The sequence below is a fragment of the Mesorhizobium sp. BR1-1-16 genome (genome assembly GCF_020165495.1).
Taxonomy (GTDB): domain Bacteria; phylum Pseudomonadota; class Alphaproteobacteria; order Rhizobiales; family Kaistiaceae; genus Kaistia.
Genome location: NZ_JAIUIE010000010.1, coordinates 84,586 through 100,362, shown reverse-complemented (window position 1 = coordinate 100,362; position 15,777 = coordinate 84,586). Strand labels below are relative to the sequence as shown.

The 15,777-nt window shown below is 64.9% G+C and carries 14 protein-coding genes; 7 read left to right on the top strand and 7 right to left on the bottom strand.

The features are described from left to right. Positions 1-70: 70 nt before the first annotated feature. On the top strand, positions 71-910 hold the full coding sequence (locus tag LB518_RS19015) for an SDR family NAD(P)-dependent oxidoreductase (RefSeq protein ID WP_224579386.1): 840 nt from the start codon (positions 71-73) through the stop codon (positions 908-910). 49 nt (positions 911-959) lie between these two features. Here LB518_RS19015 and LB518_RS19010 read toward each other — a convergent pair whose 3' ends face one another. The 5 genes from LB518_RS19010 to LB518_RS18990 form a co-directional block, all read right to left on the bottom strand. Continuing rightward, a complete protein-coding gene (locus tag LB518_RS19010; protein ID WP_224579385.1) occupies positions 960-1,889 on the bottom strand; it encodes an aldo/keto reductase in 930 nt (309 codons plus the stop codon). Positions 1,890-2,028: 139 nt separating this feature from the next. Then, on the bottom strand, positions 2,029-2,847 hold the full coding sequence (locus tag LB518_RS19005) for an alpha/beta hydrolase (protein WP_224579384.1): 819 nt from the start codon (positions 2,845-2,847) through the stop codon (positions 2,029-2,031). Positions 2,848-2,860: 13 nt separating this feature from the next. Next, the gene (locus LB518_RS19000; RefSeq protein WP_224579383.1) at positions 2,861-4,351 is read right to left on the bottom strand and encodes an NAD-dependent succinate-semialdehyde dehydrogenase; all 1,491 of its coding nucleotides are present in this window, start codon (positions 4,349-4,351) and stop codon (positions 2,861-2,863) included. A 19-nt stretch (positions 4,352-4,370) separates the two neighbouring features. After that, the gene (locus tag LB518_RS18995; RefSeq protein ID WP_224579382.1) at positions 4,371-5,597 is read right to left on the bottom strand and encodes an iron-containing alcohol dehydrogenase; all 1,227 of its coding nucleotides are present in this window, start codon (positions 5,595-5,597) and stop codon (positions 4,371-4,373) included. Further along, entirely contained in the window at positions 5,594-6,628 is a 1,035-nt protein-coding gene (locus LB518_RS18990) for an Ldh family oxidoreductase (protein ID WP_224579381.1), read from the bottom strand. Before LB518_RS18990 ends, LB518_RS18995 begins: the two co-directional genes overlap by 4 nt. Before the next feature lie 97 nt (positions 6,629-6,725). On the opposite strand from LB518_RS18990, the gene LB518_RS18985 reads away from it, so the two are divergent. From LB518_RS18985 to LB518_RS18965, 5 genes are all read left to right on the top strand, one after another. Next, the gene (locus LB518_RS18985; RefSeq protein WP_224579380.1) at positions 6,726-7,418 is read left to right on the top strand and encodes a GntR family transcriptional regulator; all 693 of its coding nucleotides are present in this window, start codon (positions 6,726-6,728) and stop codon (positions 7,416-7,418) included. 38 nt (positions 7,419-7,456) lie between these two features. Continuing rightward, complete coding sequence (locus tag LB518_RS18980; protein ID WP_224579379.1) at positions 7,457-9,013, top strand: sugar ABC transporter ATP-binding protein; 1,557 nt, start codon at positions 7,457-7,459, stop codon at positions 9,011-9,013. After that, positions 9,010-10,002, top strand: a complete 993-nt coding sequence (locus LB518_RS18975; protein ID WP_224579378.1) for an ABC transporter permease — start codon at positions 9,010-9,012, stop codon at positions 10,000-10,002. Before LB518_RS18980 ends, LB518_RS18975 begins: the two co-directional genes overlap by 4 nt. Positions 10,003-10,064: 62 nt before the next feature. Further along, positions 10,065-11,015: a substrate-binding domain-containing protein gene (locus tag LB518_RS18970; RefSeq protein WP_224579377.1), complete on the top strand. Its 951-nt coding sequence runs from the start codon at positions 10,065-10,067 to the stop codon at positions 11,013-11,015. Between the two features lie 61 nt (positions 11,016-11,076). After that, complete coding sequence (locus LB518_RS18965; RefSeq protein ID WP_224579376.1) at positions 11,077-11,670, top strand: DJ-1/PfpI family protein; 594 nt, start codon at positions 11,077-11,079, stop codon at positions 11,668-11,670. An 82-nt stretch (positions 11,671-11,752) separates the two neighbouring features. Here the strand turns inward: LB518_RS18965 and LB518_RS18960 are convergent, their stop codons facing one another. Beyond that, a complete protein-coding gene (locus LB518_RS18960; RefSeq protein ID WP_224579375.1) occupies positions 11,753-12,718 on the bottom strand; it encodes an acetylxylan esterase in 966 nt (321 codons plus the stop codon). Between the two features lie 107 nt (positions 12,719-12,825). Next, entirely contained in the window at positions 12,826-14,481 is a 1,656-nt protein-coding gene (locus tag LB518_RS18955; protein ID WP_224579374.1) for an electron transfer flavoprotein-ubiquinone oxidoreductase, read from the bottom strand. Between the two features lie 219 nt (positions 14,482-14,700). Here LB518_RS18955 and nanR point away from each other — a divergent pair, with 219 nt between their 5' ends. Further along, positions 14,701-15,432 (top strand): transcriptional regulator NanR, encoded by a 732-nt coding sequence (gene nanR, locus LB518_RS18950; protein WP_224579373.1) that lies wholly within the window; start codon positions 14,701-14,703, stop codon positions 15,430-15,432. Positions 15,433-15,777: the final 345 nt, after the last annotated feature.

The following is a 15,777-nucleotide window of genomic DNA, read 5'->3' as shown; positions in this document are numbered from 1 at the left end:
AGAGCCCGGCGACGCTGCTCTGCGCCTGCCCCTGCGGCCATACCGATTTCCATATGTTGAGGAGAAAACCATGACCAATCTGCAAGGAACCGTTGCCGTCGTGACCGGCGGCGGCCGCGGCATCGGGCGCGAGATCGCGCTCCATCAGGCGCGCGGCGGGGCGAAGGTGGCGGTTCTCGCGCGAACCGCACGCGAAATCGAGGAGACCGCGGCCCTGATCGGGCAGGAAGGCGGGACCGCGATTGCCGTCCCCGTTGATCTCGTGGATACCGGAGCCGTCGAAAAGGCGCTGGCCGGCGTGGTCGACGCGCTCGGGCCGATCGACACGCTCGTCAACAATCATGGCTCGTTCCGCGCCTTCGGCCCGATCTGGGAGTGCGATCCGGAGATCTGGTGGAGCGATGTCGAGATCAATCTGCGCGGCACGTTCAACACCTGCCGTGTCGCGGCGCCGGCCATGCTGACGCGCGGCAGCGGCCGGATCGTCAATCTGGTTGGCGGCGGCACGGGTACGAGCTTCCCGAACGGCTCGGGCTATGCCTCGAGCAAGGCCGGCATCATGCGATTCACGGAGTGCCTCGACGACACGACCAAGGCCGGCGGCGTGCGGGCCTTTGCCGTCGATCCGGGTCTCGTGCGCACCGCGATGACCGAATTGCAGCTGAACTCTGACGCTGGCAAGGCTCATATGCCGAACATCCAGAAATTGTTCGACGATGGCATCAATGTCCCGCCGAGCCGCGCCGCAGCCCTCATCGCTGACATCGCGGCGGGGCGGTTCGATGCACTGGCTGGCCGCATGCTGCGCGGCGTCGATGATCGCGATGCACTTGAGCAGGACATGGAAGCGATCGCGGCAAAGGACGGCCGCGCGCTCCGCATCAGCAGTCTCGACCTGCAGAGCCTCTAGCGGGCGCGTGCCGGGCCGGTATCAATCGGCCCGGCATCCTCGGATGCACTTACGGAAGGATGTATCCGGCGGCGCGGAACAGGCGATACCAGTCCTCGCGGCTGAGCTCGATATCGGCGCCGCTGGCGGCTTCGGTGACGCGCTGTGCATTCGATGTGCCGAGTACGATCTGAATGCCGGCGGGGTGGCGCGCGATCCATGCGACAGCGATCGCGGCCGGCGTCACGCCATATCGCGCCGCGAGTTCGTCGAGGATGTCATTGAGCTCGGCATAGGTCTCGCGATCACCGAGGAACACGCCATTGAAGAACTGCTTCTGGAATGGTGACCAGGCTTGCAGCGTGATGCCGTTGATGCGGGCGTAGTTGATCATCTCGTTGTCGCGATCGATCGACTGGTCGAGGCCGGCCATGTTGCTCGCAACGCCGGAGGCGATCGTCGGCGCATGGGTGATGCTGAGCTGGATCTGGTTGACGATCAGCGGCTGGGACACCGCTGTCTTCAGGAGATCGACCTGGCCAGGCGTGTGGTTCGAAACGCCAAAATGGCGCACCTTGCCGGCTGCGTGCAAGGCATCGAAGGCCGCCGCGACTTCTTCCGGCTCGACAAGCGCGTCGGGGCGATGCAGCAACAGGATATCGAGATAGTCGGTCTTGAGCGCGGCGAGCGAGCCATCGACCGTGCGCAGGATGTGCTCCTTCGAGAAATCGAAGAAGCCCTTGCGGATGCCGACCTTGCTCTGCACGACGATGCTCGCGCGCTCCTCGCTCGACAGCGTCACGGCCTTGCCGAACCGGCTTTCGCAGCCATGCAGTTCCGGTCCGTAGACATCGGCATGATCGAAGATATCGATGCCGGCGTCGCGGGCGGCGGTGTAGAGCGCGCGAATGGCGGCGTCATCGAGCGCGGCAATACGCATCAGGCCCAGGATGACGCGCGAGGCCGATTTGCCGGTGCGTCCAAGCGGTACAGTGTTCATGGCGATGGCCCTTTTGAATCGATTTGATCGACCCTTGATGGCCGCACTTCACGACGGACGCAAGACCGAATCCGCCGTCTGCGCCTTCATCCGCGCTGGTAGACGGGGCGGATCGCGACGCCGCTGCGAGGGCGTCCCGTCAGCGGGCCTCGATCAGCGCGGCTAGGTGCCGCGCTGCCGCCGACCCGGCAATTCCAAGGTCCCGAACGCTGCTCATATGATTGCGCCCGACGAGATCGCAGCGCGAAACGGCCACCCGCTGCCCGCGCAACTGGCTGGCGAAGACATCCGCCTGATGGTGGAAAGGCGCCGTCTCTTCCGCACCGACCAGGACATTGACCGCGGTCGAGCGATCATGCGTATGGGTCGCCGGCGAGAAGGCGGCGACCTCCGCGTCGGTGATGCCGATTTCCTCGTGCAGGAACGACGACTGGAGCGGCTTCAACTCGTAGAGCCCGCCAAGCAGCAGCGCGCCACGGATGCCGGACGGCGTTTCGGTCTCGTTGAACAGAAAAGTCGCGAGATGCGCGCCGGCTGAATGGCCGCTGACCGTCAGGCGGCCGATATGGCCGCCATGCTCTGCAATATGATTGATTACCCAGCGTTTGGCGCGCCGGACCTGGTCGATGATCGTCGCCATGCGGACGGCCGGCATCAGCGCATAATCGACGATCACCGCAATGGCGCCGGCCCGGGTGACCGTCTCCGCGACATAGGAATAGTCGCGCTTCGAGAACATGCGCCAATAGCCGCCATGGATGAAGACATGCACGGGCAGATTGGTACGCGCTCCCGACGGGAAGAAGAGGTCGAGCGTCTCGCTGGGATCCGTGCCATAGGCAATGTCCGCTTCCATCGGCAGGCTCGCGCAGGCCGCCTGGCTGCGCGCCCTGATATCCGCGACGATGGCGTCGAAATCGCCGACATGATCACGGATGCGGAAGGGATCAGGCGCCATCGTTCCGCCTCCGTCAGAAGTTTGCAGCAATGTATTTCGCCTCCATGAACTCGGCGATGCCGTGATGCTGGCCGCCCTCGCGTCCGAGCCCGCTCTGCTTGACGCCGCCGAACGGGGCGGCCGGATCGGATACGAGGCCGCGGTTGAGGGCGATCATGCCGGCTTCGATGCGCGACGCGACGCGCATGCCGCGCGCGAGATCTCGCGTGAAGATATAGGCGGCGAGCCCGTATTCGGTATCGTTCGCCCGCGCGATGACTTCGCTCTCGCTGTCAAAGCGCGACAGCGGGGCGACCGGCCCGAAGATTTCCTCATGCGCCATCTCCGCGTCGGCGGGAACATCGGCCAGCACCGTCGGCGGATAGAAGAAGCCCTGCCCGGTTGTGGCCGCGCCGCCGCAAAGCAGCCGCGCTCCGCGCGCCGTCGCGTCCTTGACGAGACGGTCGATCTTGTCGACGGCCTTCCGCGTGATCATGGGGCCGCATTCAGTCGTCTCCTCGACGCCGGACCCCACAGTCATCGCCGCCATCCGGCGGCTCAAGCCCTCGGCAAAGGCGTCATAGATGCCGGATTGGACATAGATCCGGTTGGCCGCCGTGCACGCCTCGCCAGCATTCCGCATCTTGGCGACCATCGCGCCATCAAGCGCGACCTCGAGATCGGCGTCGTCGAAGACGAGGAAGGGCGCGTTGCCGCCAAGCTCCATCGAGCATGAGATGACATGCTTCGAGGCCTCGGCGAGCAGCGCGCGGCCAACTCCGGTCGAGCCCGTGAACGAGAGCTTCCGCACCCGAGGATCGGCCAGGATAGCGGCAGTCAGCGGACCCGGGCTTGTTGTGGTCAGGACGTTGACGACGCCAGGCGGCACGCCGGCCTCGGCATAGAGCGCGGCCAGCGCATAGGCGGTCAGCGGCGTCTCGCTCGCCGGCTTCAGGATCACGGTGCAGCCTGCGGCGAGCGCCGGCGCGATCTTCCGCGTCGCCATGGCCGCCGGGAAGTTCCAGGGCGTGATCAGGAAGCAGATGCCGATCGGCTGATAGTCGACGATGATGCGGTTGGTTCCGGCGGGTGCGATACCAAACTCGCCGGTGATGCGGACCGCTTCCTCGGCGTTCCAACGGAAGAATTCGGCCGCATAGGCCACTTCGCCGCGCGCATCACGCAGCGCCTTGCCATTCTCGAGCGAGATCAGCCGCGCCAGCGTCTCGGAGCGCTCGACCATCAGTTCGAAACAGCGCCGGAGAATCTCCGAGCGCTTGCGCGGTGCCGTGTTGCGCCAGCCTTCTGCAGCCTTGGCGGCGGCCTCGACGGCGGCGGTGGCATCCTCGATCGTCGCGTCGGGAACCGACGCCAAAACTGTTTCCGTGGATGGGTCGGTCACGTTGATGCTGCGCCCGCTCGCCGAAGGACGCCAGGCGCCGTCGATATGGAGCCCGCGTGCAGCGGCGCGGAGATCGGGTGCGTTTTCGTCGTGCGATGGGCTGTTCTGGTGGATGGCGGTCATCGTGTCATTCCTGAAAGGGCTATTGCGCTGCGGCGGCAAGGTCGCCGTCATAGGCGGCCTGGACGAGGCGTCGCATGGCGGGAAGATCGAGGCTGCGGGGATTGTTCTTGATCAGGCGGCCGATGCCGAGCGCCTGTTCAGCCGTCCAGTCGAGCTTGTCTGCCGCAAGCCCAAGGCCGGCCAGGGTCGGCGTGATGCCGATCGCCGCAAACAAGCGGCTCACTTCGGCAATCGCCGCATCGGCGAGTTCGTCGTCGTCCTGGCCCGGCTCGCCGAGACCAAGGGCGCGCGCAATCGCGGCCATCTCAGGCATCGCGACGGTGCGGTTATACGTCATCACATAGGGCAGCATGGTCGCGACGCCGAGCCCATGCGGGGTGTGGGTCAGCGCGCCGGCCGGATACTGGACCGCATGGGCGGCGGCCGTACCGGCGGTGCCGAATGCGCAGCCGGCGGCAAGCGCGCCCATCATGACATCGGCGCGGGCCGCCGCGTCGCTGCCGTCTGCGACGGCGCGTTCGAGACTGCGGCCGAGCAGCTCGATGGCCATCAGCGCGAAATGATCGGTGAGTGCGCTCTTGCCGACAAAGACATGCTGCTGCGCCAGCTCGTGATCGGCAGGGCGCCGCGCCGCGGTGAAGGCCTCGATCGCATGGGTCAGCGCGTCGGCACCTGCGATCGCCGTCAGGCCGCGCGGACAGGTCATGGTCAGGTCGGGGTCGCAGATCGCAACGGTCGCAATCAGATACGGACTGGAAATGCCGACCTTCAGGGTGCGGTCGGGATCGGAAATGACCGCGACCGGCGTCACCTCCGAGCCGGTGCCCGCGGTCGTCGGCACGGCGATGATCGGCAGGACAGGCGCCGGAACCTTGAACTCGCCGTAGTAGTCCTGCAACACGCCGCCATGTGACAGCAGCAGAGCCGCGCATTTCGCCATGTCGAGACAGCTGCCGCCGCCGATGCCGATCACCATGTCGGGATGAAACGCCCTCGCCTCCTCGGCGCAGACGGCCACGGTGTCGCGCGGCACGTCGGGCTGCACGCGGTCATGGACCATCACGGCGATGCCTGCGGCCTCAAGCTGCGACAGGATCTCGCCGAACATGTCAGTGGCCGCAAGCCGGCTGTCGGTGCAGATCAGGGCGCGCTTGCCGAGCCTCGCCGCGACGGTGGGCAGCGCATGGCGCTGGCCCGTGCCAAACAGGATCTCGCGCGGTAGCCTCAAGGCAGCGAAAAGGCTCAAAATGATTGTCCTTCAAGAACGGATGATGGGGATAAAGACAAGGCGTTGAGCGCGTCCCAGAGTGACGGCTCGATGTCGAAACCATCCCGGAGCGCGGCCGCGCGCCGCAGGCTCGCGCCATCGCCGGGGATGGCGACGGGCCGGCCGGCTTCGGACGGCGGGGACGTGCGGACGCTGTCGAGATAATCCGAAAGACGCTGCGCCAATTCAGGCGCGGCTTTGGGATTCACGACGATCAGGATGTCGCCCTTGTTGCAGAGCGCCTCCGCGTCGAGCGTGCCGCAAATGTCGGGCGCGAGGGCAGAGCCGGCGAGCGCGGCGATCAACACTTCGATGGCGATGCCGAGGCCGTAGCCCTTGGCATCGCCGAATGGCGCGATCGATCCGGATTTGGCGCGCGCGGCATCGGTGGTCGGCTTTCCCTCGGCGTCGCGCGCCCAGCCCTCCGGCATCGGTCGCCCGGTCGCGGCGTAGTGGTGGATCTTGCCCATCGAGACGGTGCTGGTCGCGAGATCGAGCACCAGCGGGCGACCGGCGGTGGGCACAGCGATGGCGATCGGATTGGTGCCCAGCATGGCGCGCGTCCCGCCAAAGGGATGCACGAGCGCCTCGCTCGACGACATCGCGACGCCGACATGACCCCGTTCCGCGATGTGCTCGACATAGTGCGCCAGCATGCCGAGATGATTGTTGTTGCGGATGGCGGCGATGGCGATGCCGGATGTCACGACGCGTTCGGCGAGACGCTCCACCGCCGCCATCGCCACAACCGGGCCGAGCCCGCTTCGTCCGTCGACGTCCCAGACGGCTTCCGCCCGCCAGAAGCCTTCGCCTTTGGTTCGCGGGTCGATGTGGCCGCGCTCGATACGCGCAATAATACGCGGCAGCCGCTGAAGCCCGTGTGACGGGTGCCCCTTCAACTCCGCCTCGACCAGCACCCGCGCCTGGCATTCAGCGTGTTCCGTCAATGCGTTGCGCTGAATGAGCAGGCGGGTGGCCAGAGCCATCGCTGAGCGTTCGCTGATTTTCACAAGGCCGCCTCTATATCAAATCCTATAGGATATAGTATTGCAGAGGCCGCAACATCCTGCTAGGTCTCTCCCCTGTCAAGGGCAAAGACGGCACAAAATGAACTCATCTCGGCTGACGGACACAACCACAGGCGGCACCCAGATCCCGCGGGCCAACAGCCTGGCGGGAGACGTCTATGAGGCGATCTTCAACCAGTTGATGTCGCTCAAGATCGCGCCCGGCGCGCGCATCACCGTCGACAGCCTGGTGAAGGAATTCAACGTTTCGCAGACGCCGATCCGCGAAGCACTCGGCCGGCTGGAGGGCGAAGGGCTGGTGCTCAAGACGCATCTCGTCGGCTATCGCGCCGCCCCGCAGATCACCCGGCGCCGCTTTGACGAGCTTTACGAACTCCGCCTTCTGCTGGAGCCGGCTGCGGCCGCCAAGGCAGCTGCGGCGATCGATTCCGAGAAGATCGAGATCCTGCGCGAAGCAGCGGGCGTGATGGCCGGCCGCGAAGGCAAGGACGAGCGCGTCCACTATTCGACCTTTGCCCGGCAGGACGGCATCTTCCATGACCGCATCATGGAATTCGCCGGAAACCAGCTCATCCGCGAAATGCTGAGCTTCCAGCACACGCACTTCCACATCTTCCGCCTGATGTTCCATTGGCGCGTCACGGAAGAGGCGCTGCACGAGCATCAGGCGCTGCTCGACGCGTTCGCGCGCGGCGACTCAGAAGCCGCCGCCGACGCGATGCGCGTCCATATCGAACACTCGCGTGACCGGCTGTTGCCGGCATTCGAGTGACACGGCCACCCTCGATCGCATTCGGACACGACCGCTCCATGGAACGCCCGTCGCAGCTTCACGCCGAAATGCCGGCCAGGCCGCCCGTGCTCAGGGCCGAAGCGCTGTCAAAGCAATATGGGCCGGTCACGGTGCTCGACGACGTCACGCTCGACGTTCACGCGGGCGAAATCCACGCCATCATCGGCGAGAACGGCGCCGGCAAGTCGACGCTGATGCGGCTGATATCGGGCTATGTGCATCCAAGCAGCGGTCACCTGTTCGTGGATGGCGAGCCGATGCACTTCTCGACGCCCCATCAGGCGCAGGATGCCGGCATCGTGCTCGTGCATCAGGAAATCCTGCTCGCCGAGGGGCTGACCGTCGCCGAAAACCTCTTCCTTGGCCGGGAACTGACGCGCAACGGCGTCGTCGACGATCGCACGATGCGGCGGATCGCGGCCGAGAAGCTTGGCGAGCTCGGTTGCCGTGTCTCGCCGAATGCGCTGGTCCGCGACGTCGCGCTCGCCGATCGCCAGTTGATCCAGATCGGCCGCGCTCTGCTCGACGCGCACAAGCTGGTGATCTTCGACGAACCGACTGCCGTGCTCACGGGCGACGAGGTGGAGCGGCTGCTCGAGATCATCCTCCGCCTCAAGGCGCAGGGGATCGGCGTTCTCTATATCAGCCACCGCCTCGACGAGGTGCAGCGGCTCGCGGACAGGCTGACGGTTCTGCGCGACGGCAAGATGGTCGGCACCTATCCAGGCCGAAGCCTCAGCCAGATGGACATGGCCGAGCTGATGGTCGGGCGCGAACTCACCGCGCTCTATCCCCCGCGCGGGAATGAAGCGAGGGGCGCGCCGATGCTGCGCGTCCGCAACGCCACGGTCCCGGGCTATGCCGAGGACATCTCGTTCACGGTGCACAAGGGCGAAGTGCTCGGCTTTGCCGGGATGATCGGCGCCGGCCGGACCGAGTTGTTCGAGGGCATTGTCGGGCTGAGGCCGGCGCATGCGAGCGTCGAGCTCGACGGTGCGCCCGTTCATATCCGCTCCCAGCGCGAGGCGATCGATGCCGGCATCGGCTACCTGACCGAGGACCGCAAGGCCAAGGGCCTTCTGCTGCAGGAACGCCTGGCGCCCAATCTGACGCTCTCCGCCTTAGGGCGTTTTCACCCTGGCCTCGCCATGAACAAGCGCCGCGAGACGGATGCCCTCGAGGGCGCGATCCAGAGCTACGACATCCGCGTCAAGAACCTCAAGGTGAATGCTGGCCAGCTCTCCGGTGGCAACCAGCAGAAGCTCCTGCTCGCGAAGGTCCTGCTCACCAACCCTTCGGTCGTGATCATCGACGAACCGACGCGCGGCATCGACATCGCCAACAAGGCGCAGATCTACACCTTCATCCGCCAGCTCGTGGGCGAAGGAAAGGCATGCATCGTCATTTCATCGGAGATGCAGGAACTGATCGGCATCTGCGACCGCATCCTGGTGATGCGCCAGGGCCGCATCAATGGCGAGGTCTCCGGCGAGGCCATGACCGAAAGCAATATCGCGCTGCTTGCCACCGCGGAAGCGGATGTCGGCCGCGCGGCCCTGGGAGGACTATCATGAGTGCCGTCATCCAATCCGCTCCGCCCCGACGGGAGAGAAGTTTCGCCATAGGCTGGGCGGATGCCGGGCCGTTCATCGCGCTCGCCGCCCTGCTGGTCATCGGATTCCTCATCAACCCGGATTTCCTCTCGGCCACCAATCTCTCGAACGTCATCACGCGCAGCGCCTTCATCGCGATCATCGCGGTCGGCGCGACATTCGTCATCTCGTCCGGAGGACTGGATCTCTCCGTCGGCTCGATGGCGGCGTTCATCACCGGCGTGACCATCATGTTCATGAACGGGATGGTGCCTCACCTCGGAACATGGTCGGTGCCGGCCGGCATGGCGATCGCGCTTTTCGCCGGCATCGCCTGCGGCCTCCTCAACGGGCTCATCGTCACCGTCGGCAAGATCGAGCCGTTCATCGCGACGCTCGGCACGATGGGCATCTTCCGCGCGCTCATCACCTATCTGTCGGATGGCGGCACGATCCCGATCGACCGCTCGCTGCGTGAGGTCTATCGGCCGGTCTATTTCGGCACTGTCACGGGCATCCCGATCCCGATCCTGATATCGCTGGCTGTGGCGGCGATCGGATCGTTCATTCTCTACAAGACCAAATATGGCCGCAAATGCGCTGCGGTCGGCGCCAATGCCGATGTCGCGCGCTATTCCGGCATTTCGATCATCAAGACACGAACCATCGCCTATCTGATCCAGGGCGCCTGCGTCGCCATCGCCGCGATCTGTTATGTGCCGCGGCTCGGTGCGGCGACACCGACGACCGGCGTCTTGTGGGAACTGCAGGTCATCACTGCGGTGGTGATCGGCGGCACGGCGCTGCGCGGCGGCAAGGGTCACATCTGGGGCACCGTCGCCGGCGCCGTCATTCTCGAGCTGATCGCCAACCTGATGGTGCTTTCGGACTTCGTCTCCGAATACCTCGTCGCTGCCGTGCAGGGCGTCATCATCATCATCGCGATGCTCATCCAACGCTTCTCGAAATAGCCCCGCGTCCGGACCACGCGGGTGCCGATCTCGACCGGTCCATCTATTGGGAGGATATTCAATTGACCAGAAACAAGTGGATCGCAGCAGCGGCCCTCGGCGCGCTTCTCGTGGCCGGACAGGCTTCGGCTGCCGACAAGAAGGTCGTCGCGGTGTCGATCCCGGCAGCCGACCATGGCTGGACGGCAGGCGTCGTCTATCATGCCCAGGCGGCCGCCAAGGAAATCAACGCCGCCTTCCCTGATGTCGAGGTGATCGTCAAGACCTCGCCCTCGGCAACGGCGCAGGTCAGCGCGCTCGAGGATCTCTCGGCCGGCCGCAAGCTGGACGCACTCGTGATCCTGCCGCAGACCTCGGAAGAGCTGACGATGCCGGTCAAGGCGGTCAAGGACAGCGGCGCCTTCATCACCGTGGTCGATCGCGGCCTCAACGACCCGGCGATCCAGGATCTCTATGTCGCTGGCGACAACATCGCCGTCGGCAAGAACACGGCCAAGTTCCTCGTCGACAAGCTTGGCGGCAAGGGCAACCTCGTCGTGCTCAGGGGCATCCCGACCGTCATCGACGACGAGCGCATCAAGGGCTTCCAGGACGGCATTGCCGGCACGGACCTCAAGATCCTCGACATCCAGTACGCCAACTGGAACAGTGACGATGCCTTCAAGCTGATGCAGGATTATCTGGCGAAATATCCGCATATCGACGCCGTCTGGGCCAATGATGACGACATGCTGCTCGGCGTGCTCGAGGCGGTCAAGGAATCCGGCCGGACCGACATCAAGTTCGCGCTCGGCGGCAATGGGATGAAGGACATCGTCAAGAAGGTGATCGACGGCGATGCGATGACGCCGGTCGAGACCCCCTATCCGCCGTCGATGATCAAGACCGCGATCTACATGACGGTCGCCAATCTCGTCGGCCACGCGCCGGTGCGCGGCAACGTCAAGCTCGACGCGCCGCTGATCACGAAGGATAACGCGGCCGAGTTCTACTTCCCCGACTCGCCGTTCTAACAACCAGCAGCGCGGGCGGATCTGATCCGCCCGCTCATCCCCATACGCGGAGGAGACCGCCATGCCCGGCAAGAAAATTCTGATGCTCACCGGTGAATTCACCGAAGAATACGAGATCTTCGTCTACCAGCAGGCGATGGAAGCCGTGGGACACACCGTGCATGTCGTGTGTCCCGACAAGAACGCCGGCGACCGGATCAAGACGTCGCTGCACGACTTCGAGGGTGACCAGACCTATACCGAAAAGCTCGGCCACTATGCCGACATCAACAAGACCTTCTCGGAAGCCGAACGCCAGCTCGACCAGTATCACGCCGTCTATTGCGCCGGCGGGCGCGGCCCGGAATATATCCGTACCGACAAGCGCGTGCAGGCGATCGTGCGTCACTTCCACGAGGCTCAGAAGCCGATCTTCACGATCTGCCACGGCGTGCAAATCCTGATCGCGGTCGATGGCGTCGTGCGCGGCAAGAAGGTCGCGGCACTCGGCGCCTGCGAGCCGGAAGTCATCCTGGCCGGTGGCACCTATATCGATCTCTCGCCGACCGACGCCTATGTCGACGGCACCATGGTTTCCGCCAAGGGCTGGACGGCGCTTGCGGCCTTCATCCGCGAATGCCTGAAGGTGCTCGGCACCGAAATCCGCCACAGCTGAGACACGGCCCTACGAACGAACAGCGGCCTCGTCACGGATGTGGCGAGGCCGCTGGCATTTGATGCCTGAGCTTTCAGCCGCGTCAGAGACGCTCGGCGAGCCACGCGAGCTGCGCCCGCTCCTGGAAGGCGCCGCCGCCCTCATGGTCGTTGAAGCCGTATTCGCGGAGCGTCTTGTCGGAGGACGCCAGCGCGTTGAAGGCGGCAAAGATCGTCGACGGCGGACATACGGTGTCCATGATCGCGACCGACATGAGCGCCGGAGCCTTGATCTTGCCCGCAAAACAGACGCCGTCGAAGTAATTGAGCGTCTTGAACACATCCTCGACACGGTCGCGATGGACGGCGAGGAAGCGCGAAATCTCCGGGAACGGATCGCGCGGCGTGATGCTGACCGCGCGGGGGAAATCGCAGAGGAATGGAACGTCCGGCATCAGCGCCTTGACGGAAGGATCGAGCGCGGCCGCAGCGATGGCGATGCCGCCACCTTGGCTGCCGCCGGTGACAGCGATGCGGCTGCCATCGACCGCGTCATGACTGCCCGCGGCTTCGATCGCTCGCACGGCGTCGGTGAAGACGCGGCGGTAGTAGTAGGTTTCCGGGCTCAAAATGCCGCGCGTCATCGAACCTGGATGGGCCGAATCCGAGCCGACGGGGTCCGGCGTGTCGCCCTTCGACCAGGTGCTGCCCTGCCCGCGCGTATCCATCACGAACGTCGCATAGCCGGCGGTCGGCCAGAGCAGGTGATCCTGCGGGAAGCCGCGGCCGCCACCATAGCCGATGTACTTGACGACGGCCGGAAGCGGAGCGGAGCGTTGGCGCGGCAGGATCAGCCAGGCCTTGACCGGATGGCCGCCAAATCCTGCGAATGTCACATCGAAAACTTCGACCAGCTTCAGCCCGCACTCGAACGGCTCGAAGGTCGCGGCGAGCGGAAACGCTCGCGTCTCGTCCAGCGTCCGCTGCCAGAAGGCGTCGAAATCCTGCGTCGGCACGACATCGCTGTGATAGGCGCGCAGGTCCTTGAGGCTGAAATCATAGATCGGCATGGTCGACTCGCTGTGGTCTTCGGCGGTCCAGCATCACGGCGGTCCCGGGCCGTGACAAGGCGAATTCGCGCCGCGTCTGCTTTCTCGGCAGCCGCAGACACGCGCCGCTACATGTTCGGATAGTTCGGCCCGCCCCCGCCTTCCGGAACGGTCCAGGTGATGTTGCGGTTCGGGTCCTTGATATCGCACGTCTTGCAGTGGACGCAGTTCTGCGCGTTGATCTGGTAGCGCGGACCGGTCGGCTCCTCGAGCCATTCATAGACGCCGGCTGGACAGTATCGCTGCGAAAGCCCGGCATAGACATCGTGCTCAGACGTCTTCTGCAGGGTAAGATCGGCGACCTTCAGATGCACAGGCTGGTCCTCCTCGTGATTGGTGTTCGAGAGGAACACCGACGAGGGAAGATCGAAGCTGACGATCCCGTCCGGCTTTGGATAGTCGATCTGGCGGACGGATGCGGCTGGCTTTGTTGTCGCGAAATCGGCCTTGCCGTGCTTCAGCGTGCCGAACACCGAGAAGCCGAACGTGTTGGCCCACATGTCGATGCCGCCGGCGAGAATGCCGCCGATCGTGCCGAGCTTCGACCAGAGCGGCTTGACGTTGCGTACTTTGCGAAGGTCGGCGCCGATCTCCGAACCCCGCCACGCCGCCTCATAGCCCACGAGTTCATCATGCGAGCGGCCGGCGGATAGCGCCGCGCCGAGATGATCGGCGGCCAGCATGCCCGAGAGCATGGCGTTATGGCTGCCTTTGATGCGCGGCAGGTTCACGAAGCCGGCGGAGCAACCGATCAGCGCGCCGCCTGAGAAGATAAGCTTCGGCACCGACTGAAAGCCGCCTTCGGTGATCGCGCGGGCGCCATAGGAAATGCGCTTGCCGCCGGCGAACAGCGGCGCGATCGCCGGATGCGTCTTGAAGCGCTGGAACTCGCGGAACGGCGAGAGATACGGATTGTCGTAATTGAGATGGACGACGATGCCGACCACCACCTGATTGTCCTCGAGGTGATAGAGGAACGAGCCGCCGCCCGTCCCGTTGCCGAGCGGCCAGCCGAATGTGTGCTGGATGAGGCCGGGCCGGTGCAGACTCGGGTCGACCTGCCAGAGTTCCTTGATGCCGAGGCCGAATTTCTGCGGCTCACGATCATCCGAGAGGCCGAAGCGCTCGATAAGCTGCTTCGCGAGCGAGCCGCGCGCGCCCTCGCCGATCAGCGTGTAGCGGCCGCGCAGTTCCATGCCGCGCTGGTAGTTCGGACCCGGCTCGCCGTCGCGGCCAACGCCCATATCGCCGGTGGCAATGCCGGTCACAGCACCGGCGTCGTCGAAAAGCAGCTCGGCTGCTGCGAAGCCCGGATAGATCTCGACGCCGAGCGCCTCGGCCTTGCCAGCGAGCCAGCGGCAGACATTGCCGAGCGAGACGACGAAATTGCCGTGATTCGACATCAGCGGCGGCATGATGAAATTCGGCAGGCGCAGGGAACCGGCGGGCCCGAGAAACAGGAACCGGTCCTCGGTCACGGCCGTCTTGATCGGCGTGTCCTCGCCGCGCCATTCCGGCAGCAGGCGATCCAGCGCGATCGGATCGATGACGGCGCCCGAGAGGATGTGAGCGCCAACCTCCGAGCCCTTCTCGACGACGACGACGGAGATCTCAGGATCGATCTGCTTTAGGCGGATAGCCGCGGCGAGGCCGGCAGGGCCGGCCCCGACGATCACCACGTCGAATTCCATCATCTCGCGCGCGGGCAGTTCGTCCGCCGTCATGACATGCTCCTCGGCCAACAGCCACGATCGGGCGGGCGACAGGGTGGCGCGCAACGGACAAGCATCTGTCGATCACGCCACGATTGATGCTGCGCAATACACCATCCCGCCCGGACATCGCCAGTCCGATGGCCGTTTGTCGGCCCAGGTTTCGACTGGGAGCCTGTCGCCGCTGCCACCACGCTTGCCAAGCCGCGTCGGTCGGCAGATGATACTGGTATGACGACTGAACATGATCCGATCAAGCGACGCAAGCTCTCCGATGAGGTGCAGGAACGGCTGCTCGCAATCATCGAGAGCGACCGCCTCGGTCCTGGCGACCCCCTCCCCTCCGAGCGTGATCTGATGACGGCGTTCGGCGTCGGCCGGCCAGCGATTCGCGAGGCGATGCAGAGCCTGCAGCGCATGGGATTGGTTGAAATCCGCCATGGCGAGCGCGCGCGCATCGCCGAACCTTCCTTCGGCCGCATGGTCGAGCAGATGTCGGATTCGATGCGGCACATCCTGTCGCATTCGCCTGCGAGCCTCGCCCATCTGAAAGAAGCGCGCGCCACCTTCGAGATGGAGATGGCGCGGATTGCCGCGCAGCGCGCCGGCCCGGTCGATGTGGCGCGTCTTCGGCGCACCATCGACAGCCAGGAGGCGCAGCGGAACAATCCGGCCAACTTCCTGCAATTCGATGCCCGCTTCCATCGCGAGATCGCGGCGATCAGCGGCAATCCGATCTTCACCTCGCTCAGCGAGGCGCTGCTGCGCTGGCTGCAGAGCTTCCATGTAGGGCTGATGCGGGTGCAGGGCCTCGAAAAGCTCACGCTCGCGGAACACCGGCAGATCGTCGACGAGATCGAGGCCGGCAATGTCGAGGGCGCCGCCAAGGCGATGCGCGACCATCTCTATCGCGCCAACGACCTCTATCATCAGGACAATCTCTCGCGTAACGACGCCGGCTGAGCCCTCAGCTCCCTCTCTTCAGCATTCGAGACTGGAGCCCCCCTCTTCGCCCTCTCTTACCGCCATCCGTCTCCGGTCATTCCCGGGCTTGATCCGCCAATCCAGCCTTTCGGCTTCTACCGAGTAACCGACGCGTCTATCATCAGGTGGACCAAGGAAGACTGGATTGCCGGGTCAGGCCCTGCAATGACAGAACGCAGAATGATGGATCGACAGGGCGATCACCGACCTTTCGCTCAGTTGAGCGCGCCCCGTCCTAACCCGCTCATCACCACTTCCTAACCTCCTGCGCCCGCCAGCAGTGCCGCAAGGCGCTTGTGGCACATCATCTTCTGGTATAATGAC

Excerpts from the sequence above, each read along its gene's own strand:
- LB518_RS19005 (WP_224579384.1), bottom strand. The coding sequence starts at position 2,847 with ATGGCGCCTGATCCCTTCCGCATCCGTGATCATGTCGGCGATTTCGAC.
- nanR (WP_224579373.1), top strand. The coding sequence starts at position 14,701 with ATGACGACTGAACATGATCCGATCAAGCGACGCAAGCTCTCCGATGAG.
- LB518_RS19000 (WP_224579383.1), bottom strand. The coding sequence starts at position 4,351 with ATGACCGCCATCCACCAGAACAGCCCATCGCACGACGAAAACGCACCC.
- LB518_RS18960 (WP_224579375.1), bottom strand. The coding sequence starts at position 12,718 with ATGCCGATCTATGATTTCAGCCTCAAGGACCTGCGCGCCTATCACAGC.
- LB518_RS19010 (WP_224579385.1), bottom strand. The coding sequence starts at position 1,889 with ATGAACACTGTACCGCTTGGACGCACCGGCAAATCGGCCTCGCGCGTC.
- LB518_RS18985 (WP_224579380.1), top strand. The coding sequence starts at position 6,726 with ATGAACTCATCTCGGCTGACGGACACAACCACAGGCGGCACCCAGATC.
- LB518_RS18965 (WP_224579376.1), top strand. The coding sequence starts at position 11,077 with ATGCCCGGCAAGAAAATTCTGATGCTCACCGGTGAATTCACCGAAGAA.
- LB518_RS18980 (WP_224579379.1), top strand. The coding sequence starts at position 7,457 with ATGGAACGCCCGTCGCAGCTTCACGCCGAAATGCCGGCCAGGCCGCCC.
- LB518_RS18955 (WP_224579374.1), bottom strand. The coding sequence starts at position 14,481 with ATGACGGCGGACGAACTGCCCGCGCGCGAGATGATGGAATTCGACGTG.
- LB518_RS18975 (WP_224579378.1), top strand. The coding sequence starts at position 9,010 with ATGAGTGCCGTCATCCAATCCGCTCCGCCCCGACGGGAGAGAAGTTTC.
- LB518_RS19015 (WP_224579386.1), top strand. The coding sequence starts at position 71 with ATGACCAATCTGCAAGGAACCGTTGCCGTCGTGACCGGCGGCGGCCGC.